This window comes from Pseudomonas putida (assembly GCF_028682455.1).
In the GTDB taxonomy this organism is placed as follows: Bacteria; Pseudomonadota; Gammaproteobacteria; order Pseudomonadales; family Pseudomonadaceae; genus Aquipseudomonas; species Aquipseudomonas putida_AA.
The window spans coordinates 357,627-371,904 of the sequence record NZ_JANHLD010000001.1 but is presented as its reverse complement, the minus strand read 5'-3'; the positions used below and the strand labels follow the sequence as shown (position 1 = coordinate 371,904).

Here is a 14,278-nt window from a genome sequence, read left to right as displayed (position 1 = left end):
CCGCGCCTATCGATAGGCGCGGGCTTGCCCCGCGATGCATTCAGGGCCCGGAAACAAAACAACCCCCTATGCAGGGGGTTGTTCGTTTTTGCCGCGACTCAAGCTTACAGCGCAGGCTCAGCCTGTACCGCAGGGGCTGCTTCCGGCAGCACCGGAACATACAGCAGGCCCAGGCGCGAGCTGCTCCACTCGCGGGTCTTGTTGGTCAGCTCAAGGTTGTTGTTGAGCTTCTGACCATAGGTCGGAATGATCTCCTTGAGCTTGGACTGCCACTCAGGGGTCTTGATGCGATCCTTGTAGGTCTTCTCGAGCACGGTCAGCATGATCGGCGCGGCGGTCGAAGCACCTGGCGATGCACCCAGCAGTGCGGCGATGGTGCCGTCCTGGGAGGCTACGACTTCAGTACCGAACTGCAGCACACCACCGTGTACCGGATCCTTCTTGATAACCTGGACACGCTGGCCGGCCTGCAGCAGCTTCCAGTCCTGATCCTTGGCGTTCGGGTAGTACTCGCGCAGGGCGTCCATGCGATCTTCGAAGCTGAGCATCAGCTGACCCATCAAGTAGGTGCTCAGGTCGATGTTGTCGATACCCGCATGCGTCATCGGCAGGATGTTGTGCGTGGTCAGCGCCGCGAACATGTCCAGCAGCGAACCGTTCTTGAGGAACTTGGTGGAGAAGGTGGCGAACGGGCCGAACAGCAGTACTTCCTTGCCGTCGATCACACGGGTGTCCAGGTGCGGAACGGACATCGGCGGCGCACCAACCGAAGCCTTGCCGTACAGCTTGGCCTTGTGGCGAGCAACGATGTCCTGGTTGTCGGTCATCAGGAACTGGCCGCCAACCGGGAAGCCTGCGTAGCCATCAGCCTCGGGAATGCCCGACTTCTGCAGCAGCTTCAAAGCGCCACCACCAGCACCGATGAAGACGAACTTGGCCTTCACGCTGCGCTCGACACCCTTGTTGGCCAGGTCGGCAACGACCACGGTCCAGGTGTTGTCGGCGTTGCGCACGATGTCGCGCACTTCATGCTGCACATGCAGCTTGACGTTGTCGTGCTTGGTCAGCGAGGCAATCATCTGGCGGGTGATTTCGCCGAAGTTGACGTCGGTACCGATCGACATGCGGGTCGCGGCGATCTTCTGGTCGGCTGCGCGGCCTTCCATCACGACCGGCACCCACTTCTGGATCTGTGCGTGGTCTTCGGAGTATTCCATGCCGCGGAACAGCGAGCTGTGCTGCAGGGCTTCGTGGCGCTTCTTGAGGAATTCGACATTCTTCTCGCCCCAGACGAAGCTCATGTGCGGAACGTTGTTGATGAACGACTTCGGGTTGCTCAGCACGTTCTGCTCGACCTGGTAGGCCCAGAACTGCTTGGAGATCTCGAACTGCTCGTTGACGCCGACCGCCTTGCTGATATCGATCTTGCCGTCGGCACCTTCGCTGGTGTAGTTCAGCTCGCAGAATGCGGAGTGACCGGTACCGGCGTTGTTCCAGGCGTTGGAGCTTTCTTCGGCGACCTTGTCCAGGCGCTCGTAGATGTCGATCGACCAGCCCGGCTCGAGCTCATTGAGGTAGGTACCGAGACTTGCGCTCATGATGCCGCCGCCGATCAGCAGCACGTCTACGGTTTTCTCTGGCTCGCTGGGCTTGGAGCAGCCGATGACACTCAGGCACAGGAGCGTCAGCAGGATTTTTTTCATAATTCAATCCAATTGAGGTGAAGTAATTGGCAATGACCGCTGGCCCCGTTGTGCACGCCCTGATTCTTGTTGTTGCTCGCGCAAACCAAAGCTTAGCTGGACCCGGCGGTCGGGCAATCGGCCTGAGTGCACGCGCGATGGTTGGCGGCTGGGGTTGTTCGATGGATCGGGAACGGTCGTCACCCTGGCGGCTGGCCGTGAAGACAGTCGCCGGGCATTTGCGAGGCATAGGCCTGCCCGCCTTTAAGCACAAAACAGGCCAACTCTTGCAATACCAAGGGCTAATAGCTAGGACGAGTCGTCGCACCCCATATTTGACGGTTTGACTGGCGACAATCCGCCACACCGACTGCCTCAAGACGCTCAATGTGGCGGGTTTCCCCCGCTTATGCGCTCAGCCGCGCGGTCACTTCTCCCAATTGGCCCGACAAGCCATGCAATCGGTGGCCCGCCTGCTCGGTATGCTGTACGGCTTGCTGGTTGGCCGTGGCGATACGGGTGATTTCCACCAGGTTGCGGGAGATGTCTTCCGCCACGCTGGTTTGCTCTTCGGCGGCAGTGGCGATCTGCCGGTTCATGTCGCGGATGGCCTCCACCGCCACGGTGATGCGCTGCAGCATCTGCCCGGCGTGCTGAACCTGCTCGGCACCTTCCTCGCTGCGTTGCTGGCCGCTTTCGATGGCCTTGACCGCCTCCAGGGCGCCGGACTGTACCGCGCTGATGATCTGGTTGATTTCGGCAATCGAGGCCGCCGTGCGCTGGGCCAGGCTGCGCACCTCGTCGGCGACCACCGCGAAGCCGCGCCCCGCCTCCCCTGCCCGCGCCGCCTCGATGGCGGCGTTGAGCGCCAGCAGATTGGTTTGCTCGGCAATCCCGCGGATCACCTCCAGTACCTTGCCAATGCGCGCACTGTCGCCCTCCAGGTTGCGAATCACTGACGCGGTGCCGGCGATTTCCTGATTCACCATCGCGATGGTGGCGATGGTGGCCTGCATCACCTGTTCGCCTGCCTGGGCATTATGGTCGGCGTCATCGGCCGCTTTTGCCGCTTCGGCGGCATGGCGGGCAACCTCCTGGGCCGTGGCAGACATCTCATGCATGGCCGTGGCCACCTGGTCGGTACGCTGGAACTGGTCATCAGTGCCACGGGCCATGCTGCCGGCCAGGGTACGCAGTTCACCGCTGGCGGTTTCCAGCTCACCGGCATTGTTCTGCAGGCGGGCGATGGTATCGGCAAGAAAGTCGCGCAAGGTATTGGCCGCGACCGCCAGGCGGCCCAGCTCATCCTGACGGTCTGTGGCGACACGCGCCTCGAATCGCCCCTGGCTCAACTGCGCGACATACTCGATCAAGCCCCGAATCGGCTCGATCAAGCTGCGGTTGACCAGCCACAGGCTGAACACACCGACCAGCAATGCCGAACCGAACATCACCAGCAGCCCCAGCCACACGGTACGCTCCGCCGACTGGCTGATGGCCTGGGCGCGGGCCTGGGCATCGCTGCGCAACTGGTTGACCAGCGCGCTCATCTGCTCACTCGCAGCGCGGTCCACGCCCTTGACGGCCTGATCGCCGACCACCGGATCGGCGCCCGCAGCAAGAAACGCCTGGCGCCCTCGCTCATACGCCTGTCCCAACTGGCGGTGGCTTTCCTTCAACTGCTCGGCGCGGGCCTTGAGCGTTGCATCGCTGCCCTGGATCAATTGTTCGAGAATGCCCTGTACTTGCTGCTCACGGGCCTGGAACTGCTGCCAGTATTTATCTCGCTCGGCCGGCTGCTTGCCGCGCAACAGCACGTTTTTCCATTCCTGAACCTGAACCTTGAATTGCAAATTGGCCTCATCAATCAATTGCGAAGCCTGAAGCGGACCGTTAATCAGCTGCCCATACCCGCGCACACTGGACGACAGCAATTGAAAGCAGACCAGCGCAATCAGCAGTATCGCCAACAGGCTGCCACCGAGTAACGCAAGGATTTGCACTCTGAGGGATTGACGCAACATCGGAAGGAATCTCGGGACAAGGAAAAAAAGGGAGCGACGCCACGCGGCATCGACCAGGCGAAGACTTCCTGGTCTTCGTTTGCAGGCCACGGCTGCAGGCGAAAAAAAAGCTGCCATCGGTCGATAGCAGCCAAGTTCGAGCGTTACGCAACAGCTGGAATAGATACTCTCAAGGGATTACTACAGAAATGTGACAAGGCCATGGAACCCCGTCACAAATCCGTAACGATGTTGAACTGCAAGGCGGCCAACCGGGCGTACAACGGACTCTCGGCGATCAGTTGGCGGTGAGTGCCCACCGCCACCAGCCGCCCCTGGTCGATGACGGCGATACGATCGGCATGCTGGACCGTGGCCAGGCGGTGGGCAATCACCAGGGTGGTGCGCCCGCTCATCAAGGTCGGCAAGGCCTGCTGGATCAGGTGCTCGCTCTGGGCATCGAGGGCGCTGGTGGCCTCGTCGAGCAGCAAGATCGGCGCATCCACCAGCAAGGCCCGGGCAATCGCCAGGCGCTGGCGCTGCCCGCCGGACAACCCCAGGCCGGCATCGCCCAGGTGCGTCTGATAGCCCTGAGGCAACTGCAGAATGAATTCATGGGCATGGGCACTGCGCGCAGCCGCTTGTACCTGCTCAGGCGTGGCATCGGCGCGTCCGTAGCGAATGTTCTCTTCAACGGTGCCAAAGAACAGCGCCGGGTTCTGCGCCACCAGGGCGAAGTGTCGGCGCAGGTCCTGGGGATCGAGACGGCTCAGGTCCTGGCCGTCCAGCAGGATGCGGCCCTGCTGAGGATCGTAAAAACGCAGCAACAGGTCGAACAAGGTCGACTTGCCAGCCCCCGAAGGCCCGACCAGGGCCAGGGTTTCCCCAGGCGCCACGGCAAGGCTCAAGCCAGCGATGGCCGCGGGCTCTGGCCGCGAGGGATAGGCAAAGTGCAGGTCCTGCAGTTCAAGTCGGCCGCTGACCCAAGGCGGCGTGTGCTCCAGCCCTTGCGCCGGGGCCGAGATTTCGCTGCGCGCAGCCAGCAGCTCGGCAATGCGCTCTGCCGCCCCGGCCGCGCGCTGCAGCTCGCCTATCACCTCACTGAGAGTGCCAAAAGCACTGCCGACGATCAGGCTGTAGAAAACGAAGGCGGCCAGCTCGCCTGCCGAAATCCGCCCGGCGATCACATCCATGCCACCCACCCAGAGCATCACGCCCACGGCGCCGAGCACCAGCACGATCACCAGGGTAATCAGCCAGGCTCGTTGCAGGATGCGCTTGCGTGCGACGCTGAAGGCCGCCTCTACGGTGCTGCCGAAGCGCAACTGGTCGCGCGCCTGATGGTTGTAGGCCTGCACGGTCTTGATCTGCCCCAGGGTCTCGGCCACATAGCTACCCACATCGGCCACGCGGTCCTGGCTCTGGCGCGACAAGGTGCGCACCCGTCGCCCGAATATCAGGATCGGCGCCAGCACCAGGGGCAAGGCCAGCACCACGATGCTGGTGAGCTTGGGGTTGGTGACGAACAGTAAAACGATCCCCCCCAGCACCATCAGGGCGTTGCGCAGAAACAGCGACAGCGACGAGCCGATCACCGATTGCAGCAAGGTGGTATCGGCGGTCAGGCGCGACTGGATTTCCGAGCTGCGGTTGCTCTCGAAAAACCCTGGGTGCAGGTAGATCAAGTGATCGAACACCTGCTGGCGGATATCGGCCACGCAGCGTTCGCCGATCCACGACACCAGGTAAAAACGGCTGAAGGTGCCGACCGCTAGGGCCACCACCAACACCAGGAAAAAGCCGATGGATTGGTTGAGCAGGTGCGGTGAACGGGTCATGAAACCTTGATCGACCATCAGGCGTATGCCCTGTCCCAGCGACAAGGTGATCCCCGCGGTGATCACCAACGCCAGCAAAGCCAGCAGCACCTGCTTGCGATAGGGACGAATGAAGCGCCAGCCCAGGCGCAGTGCCTGACGCTGGCGGGATGAAAAGCGATTGAGCATGGAAGGACCGTTGGTCAGCAGTTTCGCCCAGCCTACACCTGACCGCTCGTCTTGCGCCAAGGAACTCATGGCAATATGGGATCGTCGGATCTGCACCGGGGCGTGCGAACCGTTAAGGTCCGCCCCGAAAGTGGCTAGATCGTTTCGTTCTAAAGTACTGCTGGAGGTTTACTCGGCTTTCTGGTGGACTGGAAGGGTCGTACAGTGATCATCGAAGAGGCTGTCACAGCCCGGTCACGAAGCGCATCTAGTCTGAGCTTGCAACCTGATGAGGAGACAGGAAATGGGCTTGCAACAGGGTAGTAACACGCAGCAAAAAACCGCGCCCAACCCACAGGCGCCGGTAGGTGGATCGATCATTGACCAACATGGCAAAGAGATCACGATCACCGAAGAGATGATCCAGCAAGCCTGCGAGAAGCTGGAGCAAAGCCGCAAAGAACTCGCCAAGAAAGACTGACCCACCCGGATTCTTCAACCCGGCGCCTGCGCCGGGTTTTTATTGCCTGCAATTCAGACCAGCACGCCACCCAGGGCACGGACCATCTGCGCCAGTCGTGGCGCGTCGCCGTGCAACCGCACGCTCAGGCCTTCGATTTCGCGACGAGGTGGATAGTGCTTGCGCAGCGTGTCGAACGCCGCTTTTTGCTCGACCGGGTCACTGCTCAGGCTACGACGAAAATCCGCATCGTCGCGGCGCGGGTCGTACACGGCGCGGCACAGGGTAGCCAGGGCCCAGGCCGGGTCGGTCTCGGCCTGCAGGCCGATCTCTGCCAGCCAGGGTTGTGGCAGCAAATCCGCCAGCTGCACCGTGGCCGGCTCACCGCGCCAGGCACAGAAGGCCTGGTAGATCTGCGCCGTGCCACGTTGCTTGCCGTCCAGGCTGTAGCCGGCGATATGCGGCGTAGCCAATACACAGAGGTCGGCCAGTTCCAGGTCGACCTGCGGTTCGCCCTCCCAGACATCCAACACGGCCAGTACGTCTTCGCGTTCAAGCAGCAGCTCGCGCAGTGCCCCATTGTCGATGACCGGGCCACGGCTGGCGTTGATCAGCCAGGTGCCTGGGCGCACACCTGCCAGTTGCCGATCATCGAGCAGATGCCAGGTGGCGTGCTCGCCCTCTCGGGTCAATGGGGTGTGCAGGCTGATCACATCGCAGTCCGCGAGAATGCGTTCGAGGCTGACATAGTCGCCGCCTTCACGAGCATGGCGTGGAGGATCGCAGACCAGCACGTTCCAGCCCAGGCCACGCAGCACCTCGACCAGGCGCCCGCCTACTTCACCGGCGCCGACGACGCCATAGGTGCGGCCAGGCAGCTCGGCACCATCGAGTTCGGCCAGGGTCAGCAGGCTGCCCAATACATAATCCACTACCCCGCGCGCGTTGCAGCCGGGGGCACTGGACCACTGGATGCCGGCCTGGGCGAAGTAATCCAGGGCCAGGTGATCGGTGCCAATGGTGCAAGTCCCCACAAAACGCACCTTGCTGCCCTCGAGCAACGCCTGGTCGACCCGAGTCACCGAGCGCACCAGCAGAACATCGGCGTCTTTCACGCAGGCCGCGTCGATCGCGCGTCCAGGGTAACGGCGGATTTCGCCGAAACCTGCAAAGAAGGCATCGAGCAAGGGGATATTCTCGTCGGCAACTATCAGCATGGCGCTCTCCTATCGGGGAGCGCAGTGTAGGCGCTTGCCAGGGGCTAATCCAGCTAGGCGGCAAACCCGCCGATGAGTTTCCTGACCGATGCGTCAACGCGTACACTACGCTGTTCCGCGCAACTTTCCTGTGGACGCTCGCCTTGTGACATCAATGACCACCGACACCCCCTCTGCTGCCCTGTCTCGCCTGTCCCACATTCGCACCGAACTGCGCAACCTGTTGCTGCTGGCAACGCCCATCATCATTGCGCAACTGGCCACCACCGCCATGGGCTTCGTCGATGCCGTGATGGCCGGCCGGGTCAGCCCGCGCGACCTGGCTGCGGTGGCGCTGGGCAACTCGATCTGGATTCCGGTGTTCCTGCTGATGACCGGCATTCTGCTGGCCACCACGCCCAAGGTCGCCCAGCGCTTTGGCGCCGGCCAGCACGCCGAGATCGGTCCACTGGTGCGCCAGGCCCTGTGGCTGGCGCTGATTGTCGGGTTGATTGCCAGTGGCCTGCTGGTCAGCGCGCAACCGGTCTTGCAGTTGATGAAGGTCGATCCGCAGTTGATCGAACCCAGCATGGGTTATCTGCAAGGCATCGCCTTCGGTTTCCCCGGCATTGCCCTCTACTACGTGCTGCGCTGCTACAGCGATGGCCTGGGCCGCACCCGGCCGAGCATGGTCATTGGTTTACTGGGCCTGCTGCTGAACATCCCGCTCAACTACGTGCTGATCTATGGGCACTTGGGCCTGCCGGCCCTGGGTGGCGTCGGGTGCGGCTGGGCCAGTGGCATTGTCATGTGGTTCATGGCGCTGAGCATGGCCGGCTGGAGCCGCTGGGCGCCGGTCTACCGGAACAGCCGCGTACTTGTGCGCTTCGAGCGCCCTCAATGGGCGGTGATCAAGCGCTTGATGGGGGTCGGCCTGCCCATCGGCATCGCGGTGTTCGCCGAATCGAGCATTTTCGCAGTGATTGCCCTGTTGATCGGCAGCCTCGGCCCGACCGTGGTGGCCGGGCACCAGATTGCCCTGAACATCAGCTCGCTGCTGTTCATGATTCCGTATTCACTGGGGATGGCGGTAACGGTACGGGTCGGCCAGGCGATTGGCGCGGGCGAACCTCGCCAGGCCCGCTTTGCCGCCCTGGTCGGCCTGGGTGCGGCGCTGGTGTTTGCCTGCTTCTCGGCGGGGTTGATCCTGCTGATGCGCGAGCCGATCGCCTCGATCTACACCCCGGATACCGCAGTGATCCAGATTGCCGCGATGCTGATCGTGTACGCCGCGCTGTATCAGTTCTCGGATGCGATCCAGGTGATCGCAGCAGGCGCCCTGCGTGGTTACCAGGACACCCGGGTAACCATGATCCTGACCCTGTTCGCCTACTGGGGCATCGGCCTGCCGGTCGGCTACCTGCTGGGCCTTACCGACTACTTCGGGCCGGCCAGCGGCCCCAACGGCTTGTGGGAAGGTCTCATCGCCGGGCTGACCTGCGCCGCCCTGATGCTGTCGATTCGGCTGGCGCGCAGCAGCGGCAAGCACATCCGCCGCGCTGAACGGGCTTAATCGGCTTTCTTGCGGATCCAGTACAGGTAGGTGCCCGCGTCTTCCTGTTGCTGGACCAGCTCGTGGCCCAGAAACACACAGAACTTGGGGATATCGCGACGGGTCGACGGATCGGTGGCGATCACCTTGAGCAAGCCGCCAGCGGCCAGGTCGCGCACGTGCTGGTGCAGCATCATCACAGGCTCTGGGCAGTTGAGGCCCGTGGCGTCGAGGATGGCGTCGGGGGTGAAGTCGGTCATGGAGAACTCCGGAAACAATCCGCTATTGTCGCTCAGGCAAGCAGCGAGGTCACCCCCGCGACTTGCATGGGCTGCATCGGCCTAATCGCGGGGCAAGCCCGCTCCTACCGTGGCTTGATGTCCAGGCGGCGCAGGTGGCAGGTGACTTCTTCACGGTCGTGATACAGCTGCTTGCAGCCAATCGACACCTTGACCTTGCGCACCTTGAAACCTTCCTCGATACGCTCCAGCAAGCGTTTCACCTCGGCGTAGCGCTGCTTCATCGGCAGCTTGAGGTTGACCACCGCTTCCCGGCACAACCCCTCGCCCAACCAGGTCTCCAGCAATGCGGCACTGCGCGCCGGCTTTTCGACGATATCGCAGACCATCCAGTCGACGGTCTGCCTGGGCTTGTAGGTAAAGCCGTCCGCCATCAGGTGCTGGACCAGGCCGGTATCCATCAGGCTCTCGGCCATCGGGCCATTATCAATGGCCGTCACCAGCATGCCTCGCTTGACCAGCTGGTAGGTCCAGCCACCCGGCGCCGCACCGAGGTCGACGCCGGTCATGTCGTCCGACAGCCGCGCCTCCCACTGGTCACGGGGGATGAAGTGATGCCAGGCCTCTTCGAGCTTCAGGGTCGAGCGGCTCGGCGCTTCGCGGGGGAATTTCAGGCGCGGGATGCCCATCGGCCACATCGCCGAGTTGTCTGCCGCTGCCAGGCCGACAAACACTCGCCGGCCACTGACAAAGGTCAGCAGCAGGCGTGGCTTGTTCGGGTCGTCGACCAGGCGCCCGGCCTTGTTAAGGGCCTTTCGCAGCGGCACCTCGAACTTGCGGCAGAAGGTCGAAAGCTCCTTGCCGTCGTTGGTGTCCATGACTTCCAGCCACAGGCTGCCACACACCGGGTAATCGCCCAGCGACTCCAGCAGCACACTGATCCGGTCGGTTTCCGGCAGCTCGATGAAGGCGCCACGGGCCCACTGCCGGGGGAAGATCAATTGGCTGAAGCGCAGTTCGCGCATCAAGCGCTCGGCGCTGTCGGCATCGTTGCAGATGAATTCGGCGCAAGCACTCTGCGGCTTGGCCTTGGCGTAGCCGGCGACGTTCAATCGCGCGGCGTGATCGGCGATTTCGGAACACACTTCACCCTCGAAACCGGGCCGGCAATGCATAAACAGGGTATTCATCTTCACTCCAGAGCGGTTGGTGGCCAATCGCCCCAACCCTGACCGGGCGCAATGAACAGCGCCGGTAAATCGGCGAATGATAAAGGAAGTTCGGAACCTGCGACACGCCCCGCCGGTCCAGTACTTGGTCAGGCACGCCAAACAGGGCTAACCTGACCGCTCAGCCAGGTCCGTGCCGTGCGGACCGTCACAGAGGCGGTGAATCGGCGACTGCAGGGAAGATTGCCGTTCACCGGCGCAGAAGGAGTTGGAAATGCCCTCGCTCGATAGCCTGAAAACCCTCAAGACCTTGACGGTCGCCGACCGTACCTATCACTACTTCAGCCTGACCGAAGCCGCCAAGAGCCTCGGCGATCTGCAACGCCTGCCCATGTCGCTGAAAGTGCTGCTGGAAAACCTGCTGCGCTGGGAAGACGCCAAGACCGTCACCCGCGACGACCTTGGCGCCCTGGCCGACTGGCTCAAGGAGCGTCGCTCCGACCGCGAGATCCAGTATCGCCCGGCACGGGTGTTGATGCAGGACTTCACCGGCGTACCGGCGGTGGTCGACCTGGCCGCCATGCGCGCCGCCATGGCCAAGGCCGGCGGCGACCCGCAACGAATCAATCCGCTGTCCCCGGTGGACCTGGTCATCGACCATTCGGTGATGGTCGACCGGTATGCCAGCCAGGACGCCTTCGCCCAGAACGTCGACATCGAGATGCAGCGCAACGGCGAACGCTATGCCTTCCTGCGTTGGGGCCAGAACGCCTTCGATAACTTCAGCGTGGTGCCGCCCGGAACCGGAATCTGCCACCAGGTCAACCTGGAATACCTCGGCCGCACAGTCTGGACCCGCGAGGAAGACGGCCGTACCTACGCTTTCCCCGACACCCTGGTCGGCACCGACTCGCACACCACCATGATCAACGGCCTGGGCGTACTCGGCTGGGGCGTTGGCGGTATCGAGGCCGAGGCGGCCATGCTCGGCCAGCCGGTATCGATGCTGATTCCGGAAGTCATCGGCTTCAAACTGACCGGCAAATTGCGTGAAGGCATCACCGCCACCGACCTGGTGCTGACGGTCACCCAGATGCTGCGCAAGAAAGGCGTGGTCGGCAAATTCGTCGAGTTCTACGGTGACGGGTTGGCCGACTTGCCGCTGGCCGACCGCGCCACCATTGCCAACATGGCCCCGGAATACGGGGCCACTTGCGGATTCTTCCCGGTCGACCAGGTCACCCTCGACTATTTGCGCCTGTCGGGCCGCCCCGAAGCGACCGTCAAGCTGGTCGAAGCCTACTGCAAGGAGCAGGGCCTGTGGCGCCTGCCCGGCCAGGAACCGGTGTTCACCGACACCCTGGCGCTGGACATGCACGAAGTCGAAGCCAGCCTGGCCGGGCCCAAGCGTCCCCAGGACCGGGTCGCCCTGTCGCAGGTCAGCCAGGCGTTCGACAATTTCCTCGGCCTGCAACTGCGCGCCTCCAACAAGGAGGTAGGCCGCCTCGAAAGTGAAGGTGGCGGCGGTGTGGCCGTGGGCAATGCCGACCAGGCCGGTGAAGTCAGCTACGAGCATGAAGGCCAGAGCCACCTGCTGCGCGATGGCGCGGTGGTGATCGCGGCCATCACCTCCTGCACCAACACCTCCAACCCGAGCGTCATGATGGCCGCGGGCCTGGTGGCGAAAAAAGCCGTCGAAAAAGGCCTCAAACGCAAACCCTGGGTCAAGAGCTCGCTCGCCCCCGGCTCCAAGGTGGTCACCGACTACTACCGCGCGGCCGGCCTTACGCCTTACCTGGATGAGCTTGGCTTCGACCTGGTCGGCTACGGCTGCACCACCTGTATCGGCAACTCCGGGCCGCTGGACGAGGCCATCGAAAAAGCCATCACCGGCGCCGACCTCACCGTCGCCTCGGTGCTCTCGGGCAACCGCAACTTCGAAGGCCGGGTGCATCCGCTGGTGAAAACCAACTGGCTGGCCTCGCCTCCGCTGGTCGTGGCCTATGCCCTGGCCGGCAGCGTGCGCCTGGACCTGTCAACCGAGCCGCTGGGTACCGGCAAGGACGGGCAGCCTGTATACCTGCGCGACATCTGGCCAAGCCAGCAGGAGATCGCCGCGGCGGTCGCCAGCGTCAACACCGCGATGTTCCACAAGGAATACGCCGAAGTCTTCGCCGGCGATGCCCAATGGCAAGCGATCGAAGTGCCCCAGGCCGCCACCTATGTCTGGCAGGACGACTCCACCTACATTCAGCATCCACCATTCTTCGATGACATCACCGGCCCCTTGCCACACATCGAAGACATTCATGGCGCCCGGGTACTGGCCCTGCTCGGTGACTCGGTGACCACCGACCACATCTCCCCGGCCGGCAACATCAAGGCTGACAGCCCCGCCGGCCGCTACCTGCGCGACAAGGGCGTGGAGCCGCGGGATTTCAACTCCTATGGTTCACGCCGGGGCAACCATGAAGTGATGATGCGCGGCACGTTCGCCAACATCCGCATCCGCAACGAAATGCTCGGCGGCGAAGAAGGCGGCAACACGCTGTATGCGCCCACGGGCGAGAAGATGGCGATCTATGACGCGGCCATGCGCTACCAGGCAGACCACACCCCTCTGGTGGTGATCGCAGGCCAGGAGTACGGCACCGGCTCCAGCCGCGACTGGGCGGCCAAGGGTACCAACCTGCTGGGGATCAAGGCGGTGCTGGCCGAGAGCTTCGAACGTATCCATCGCTCCAACCTGGTCGGCATGGGGGTGTTGCCCCTGCAGTTCAGCGCTGGCCAGACCCGCAAGACCCTCGCCCTGGACGGGAGCGAGCGCATCGACATCCTCGGCCTGAGCAACGCGCACATCCGGCCTCACATGCCGCTGAACCTGAAGATCACTCGCACCGATGGTCGCCAGGAACAGATCGAGGTGTTGTGCCGCATCGATACCCTCAACGAGGTGGAGTACTTCAAGGCAGGCGGCATCCTGCACTATGTGTTGCGGCAATTGATCGCAGCCTGAAGCAATGGCCCGGCCCATGTGGCCGGGCCTTTTTCCTCGGGGCACCGGCCAGAACGGCTGCGCGCCCCGTCCTTGGCATGGCCGCTGAACGTGTCCCGGCTGCCGCACGGGAAGTCGTAAGCATCAGGTCTTACTGCCAAAGGAATCCATATGCTCGTCTCGCAAGGAATCGGACTGGCCCTGCTCGGCCTGGGCTACGCCTTTGCACTGGTTCACGGCAGCCTTGGCCTGCTTGCCCTGCCTGGCCTGATCGCGCTGGTGTGCGCCGGCATGCTGGTGAACCGCTCCGCCCGCTGGCAGCAGTCGCTCGGCCATGTCCTGTTCTTGTTGCTCGCACTGTGCCTGGCGTTGCACTGGCTCCCCGGCTTCCAAAGCGCAAAGGTCATCGACGCGGCGATTTTCAGCGAAGGCGCCCTGCCGTTTTCGATGTACCTGAACCTGGACAAACCCCTGATCGGCTTCTGGCTGCTGTTGGCCTGTCCCGGGGTGCTGGGTATCGGCGCCAAACGCCCACTGGCCGGTCTGGCCCTGACACTGCCGACGGTCATCGCGGTGTGCCTGGGCGCTGCCTGGCTGTTGGGCGTCGTGGCCTGGGCACCGAAATGGCCCGGGCAGGCCTGGATCTGGGCATTGAACAACCTGCTACTGGTCAGCCTGACCGAAGAGTTGCTGTTTCGGGGGTACATCCAGGGTGGCCTCGAGCGGCTGCTGAACAGCCGCACACTGGCGCTGATGCTGGCCAGCGGCCTGTTCGGCCTGGCTCACCTGGGAGCAGGCTGGCAGTGGATGCTGCTGGCAACCGTGGCAGGGCTCGGCTACGGCCTGGCCTATCGCCAGGGTGGGTTGTTCGCCGCCGTGCTCTGCCATTTCGCGCTCAACCTGAGCCACTTCGCCGGCTTCACCTACCCCATGCTGAAACTGTGACGAACTGCAAATTTTCATTCAATAAAACCTCCACGCTGCCGATACCCCTCGA

At 63.1% G+C, this 14,278-nt stretch carries 10 protein-coding genes and 1 pseudogene; 4 read left to right on the top strand and 7 right to left on the bottom strand.

What is annotated here, in order from left to right:
- Positions 1-104: 104 nt before the first annotated feature.
- From mqo to NPS58_RS01735, 4 genes and pseudogenes are all read right to left on the bottom strand, one after another.
- On the bottom strand, positions 105-1,703 hold the full coding sequence (gene mqo / locus NPS58_RS01745; RefSeq protein WP_274113075.1) for a malate dehydrogenase (quinone): 1,599 nt from the start codon (positions 1,701-1,703) through the stop codon (positions 105-107).
- 386 nt (positions 1,704-2,089) lie between these two features.
- Positions 2,090-2,794 (bottom strand): methyl-accepting chemotaxis protein, encoded by a 705-nt coding sequence (locus NPS58_RS29500; protein WP_425313044.1) that lies wholly within the window; start codon positions 2,792-2,794, stop codon positions 2,090-2,092.
- A gap of 228 nt (positions 2,795-3,022) precedes the next feature.
- Positions 3,023-3,133: pseudogene (locus tag NPS58_RS29495) on the bottom strand (hypothetical protein); the annotation flags it as partial.
- Between the two features lie 785 nt (positions 3,134-3,918).
- Positions 3,919-5,691, bottom strand: a complete 1,773-nt coding sequence (locus NPS58_RS01735) for an ABC transporter transmembrane domain-containing protein (protein WP_274115334.1) — start codon at positions 5,689-5,691, stop codon at positions 3,919-3,921.
- Between the two features lie 283 nt (positions 5,692-5,974).
- On the opposite strand from NPS58_RS01735, the gene NPS58_RS01730 reads away from it, so the two are divergent.
- Entirely contained in the window at positions 5,975-6,151 is a 177-nt protein-coding gene (locus NPS58_RS01730) for a PA1571 family protein (RefSeq protein ID WP_274113072.1), read from the top strand.
- 53 nt (positions 6,152-6,204) lie between these two features.
- On the opposite strand, the gene pdxB is transcribed toward NPS58_RS01730, so the two are convergent.
- Positions 6,205-7,347, bottom strand: coding sequence for a 4-phosphoerythronate dehydrogenase PdxB (gene pdxB, locus NPS58_RS01725; protein ID WP_274113070.1), 1,143 nt, complete (start codon positions 7,345-7,347; stop codon positions 6,205-6,207).
- Positions 7,348-7,501: 154 nt separating this feature from the next.
- On the opposite strand from pdxB, the gene NPS58_RS01720 reads away from it, so the two are divergent.
- Complete coding sequence (locus NPS58_RS01720; protein ID WP_425313011.1) at positions 7,502-8,899, top strand: MATE family efflux transporter; 1,398 nt, start codon at positions 7,502-7,504, stop codon at positions 8,897-8,899.
- Here NPS58_RS01720 and tusA read toward each other — a convergent pair.
- A complete protein-coding gene (tusA, locus tag NPS58_RS01715) occupies positions 8,896-9,138 on the bottom strand; it encodes a sulfurtransferase TusA (RefSeq protein WP_274113066.1) in 243 nt (80 codons plus the stop codon). The genes NPS58_RS01720 and tusA overlap by 4 nt on opposite strands.
- A 104-nt stretch (positions 9,139-9,242) precedes the next feature.
- Complete coding sequence (gene rlmM / locus NPS58_RS01710; protein ID WP_274113064.1) at positions 9,243-10,307, bottom strand: 23S rRNA (cytidine(2498)-2'-O)-methyltransferase RlmM; 1,065 nt, start codon at positions 10,305-10,307, stop codon at positions 9,243-9,245.
- A 253-nt stretch (positions 10,308-10,560) separates the two neighbouring features.
- Here rlmM and acnA point away from each other — a divergent pair, with 253 nt between their 5' ends.
- Both acnA and NPS58_RS01700 read left to right on the top strand, forming a co-directional pair.
- The gene (gene acnA, locus NPS58_RS01705) at positions 10,561-13,302 is read left to right on the top strand and encodes an aconitate hydratase AcnA (protein WP_274113062.1); all 2,742 of its coding nucleotides are present in this window, start codon (positions 10,561-10,563) and stop codon (positions 13,300-13,302) included.
- Between the two features lie 150 nt (positions 13,303-13,452).
- The gene (locus tag NPS58_RS01700; RefSeq protein WP_274113060.1) at positions 13,453-14,226 is read left to right on the top strand and encodes a CPBP family intramembrane glutamic endopeptidase; all 774 of its coding nucleotides are present in this window, start codon (positions 13,453-13,455) and stop codon (positions 14,224-14,226) included.
- Positions 14,227-14,278 lie beyond the last annotated feature (52 nt).

Excerpts from the sequence above, each read along its gene's own strand:
- NPS58_RS01730 (WP_274113072.1), top strand. The coding sequence starts at position 5,975 with ATGGGCTTGCAACAGGGTAGTAACACGCAGCAAAAAACCGCGCCCAAC.
- mqo (WP_274113075.1), bottom strand. The coding sequence starts at position 1,703 with ATGAAAAAAATCCTGCTGACGCTCCTGTGCCTGAGTGTCATCGGCTGC.
- pdxB (WP_274113070.1), bottom strand. The coding sequence starts at position 7,347 with ATGCTGATAGTTGCCGACGAGAATATCCCCTTGCTCGATGCCTTCTTT.
- rlmM (WP_274113064.1), bottom strand. The coding sequence starts at position 10,307 with ATGAATACCCTGTTTATGCATTGCCGGCCCGGTTTCGAGGGTGAAGTG.
- NPS58_RS01700 (WP_274113060.1), top strand. The coding sequence starts at position 13,453 with ATGCTCGTCTCGCAAGGAATCGGACTGGCCCTGCTCGGCCTGGGCTAC.
- acnA (WP_274113062.1), top strand. The coding sequence starts at position 10,561 with ATGCCCTCGCTCGATAGCCTGAAAACCCTCAAGACCTTGACGGTCGCC.
- NPS58_RS29500 (WP_425313044.1), bottom strand. The coding sequence starts at position 2,794 with ATGTCTGCCACGGCCCAGGAGGTTGCCCGCCATGCCGCCGAAGCGGCA.
- NPS58_RS01720 (WP_425313011.1), top strand. The coding sequence starts at position 7,502 with ATGACCACCGACACCCCCTCTGCTGCCCTGTCTCGCCTGTCCCACATT.
- NPS58_RS01735 (WP_274115334.1), bottom strand. The coding sequence starts at position 5,691 with ATGCTCAATCGCTTTTCATCCCGCCAGCGTCAGGCACTGCGCCTGGGC.
- tusA (WP_274113066.1), bottom strand. The coding sequence starts at position 9,138 with ATGACCGACTTCACCCCCGACGCCATCCTCGACGCCACGGGCCTCAAC.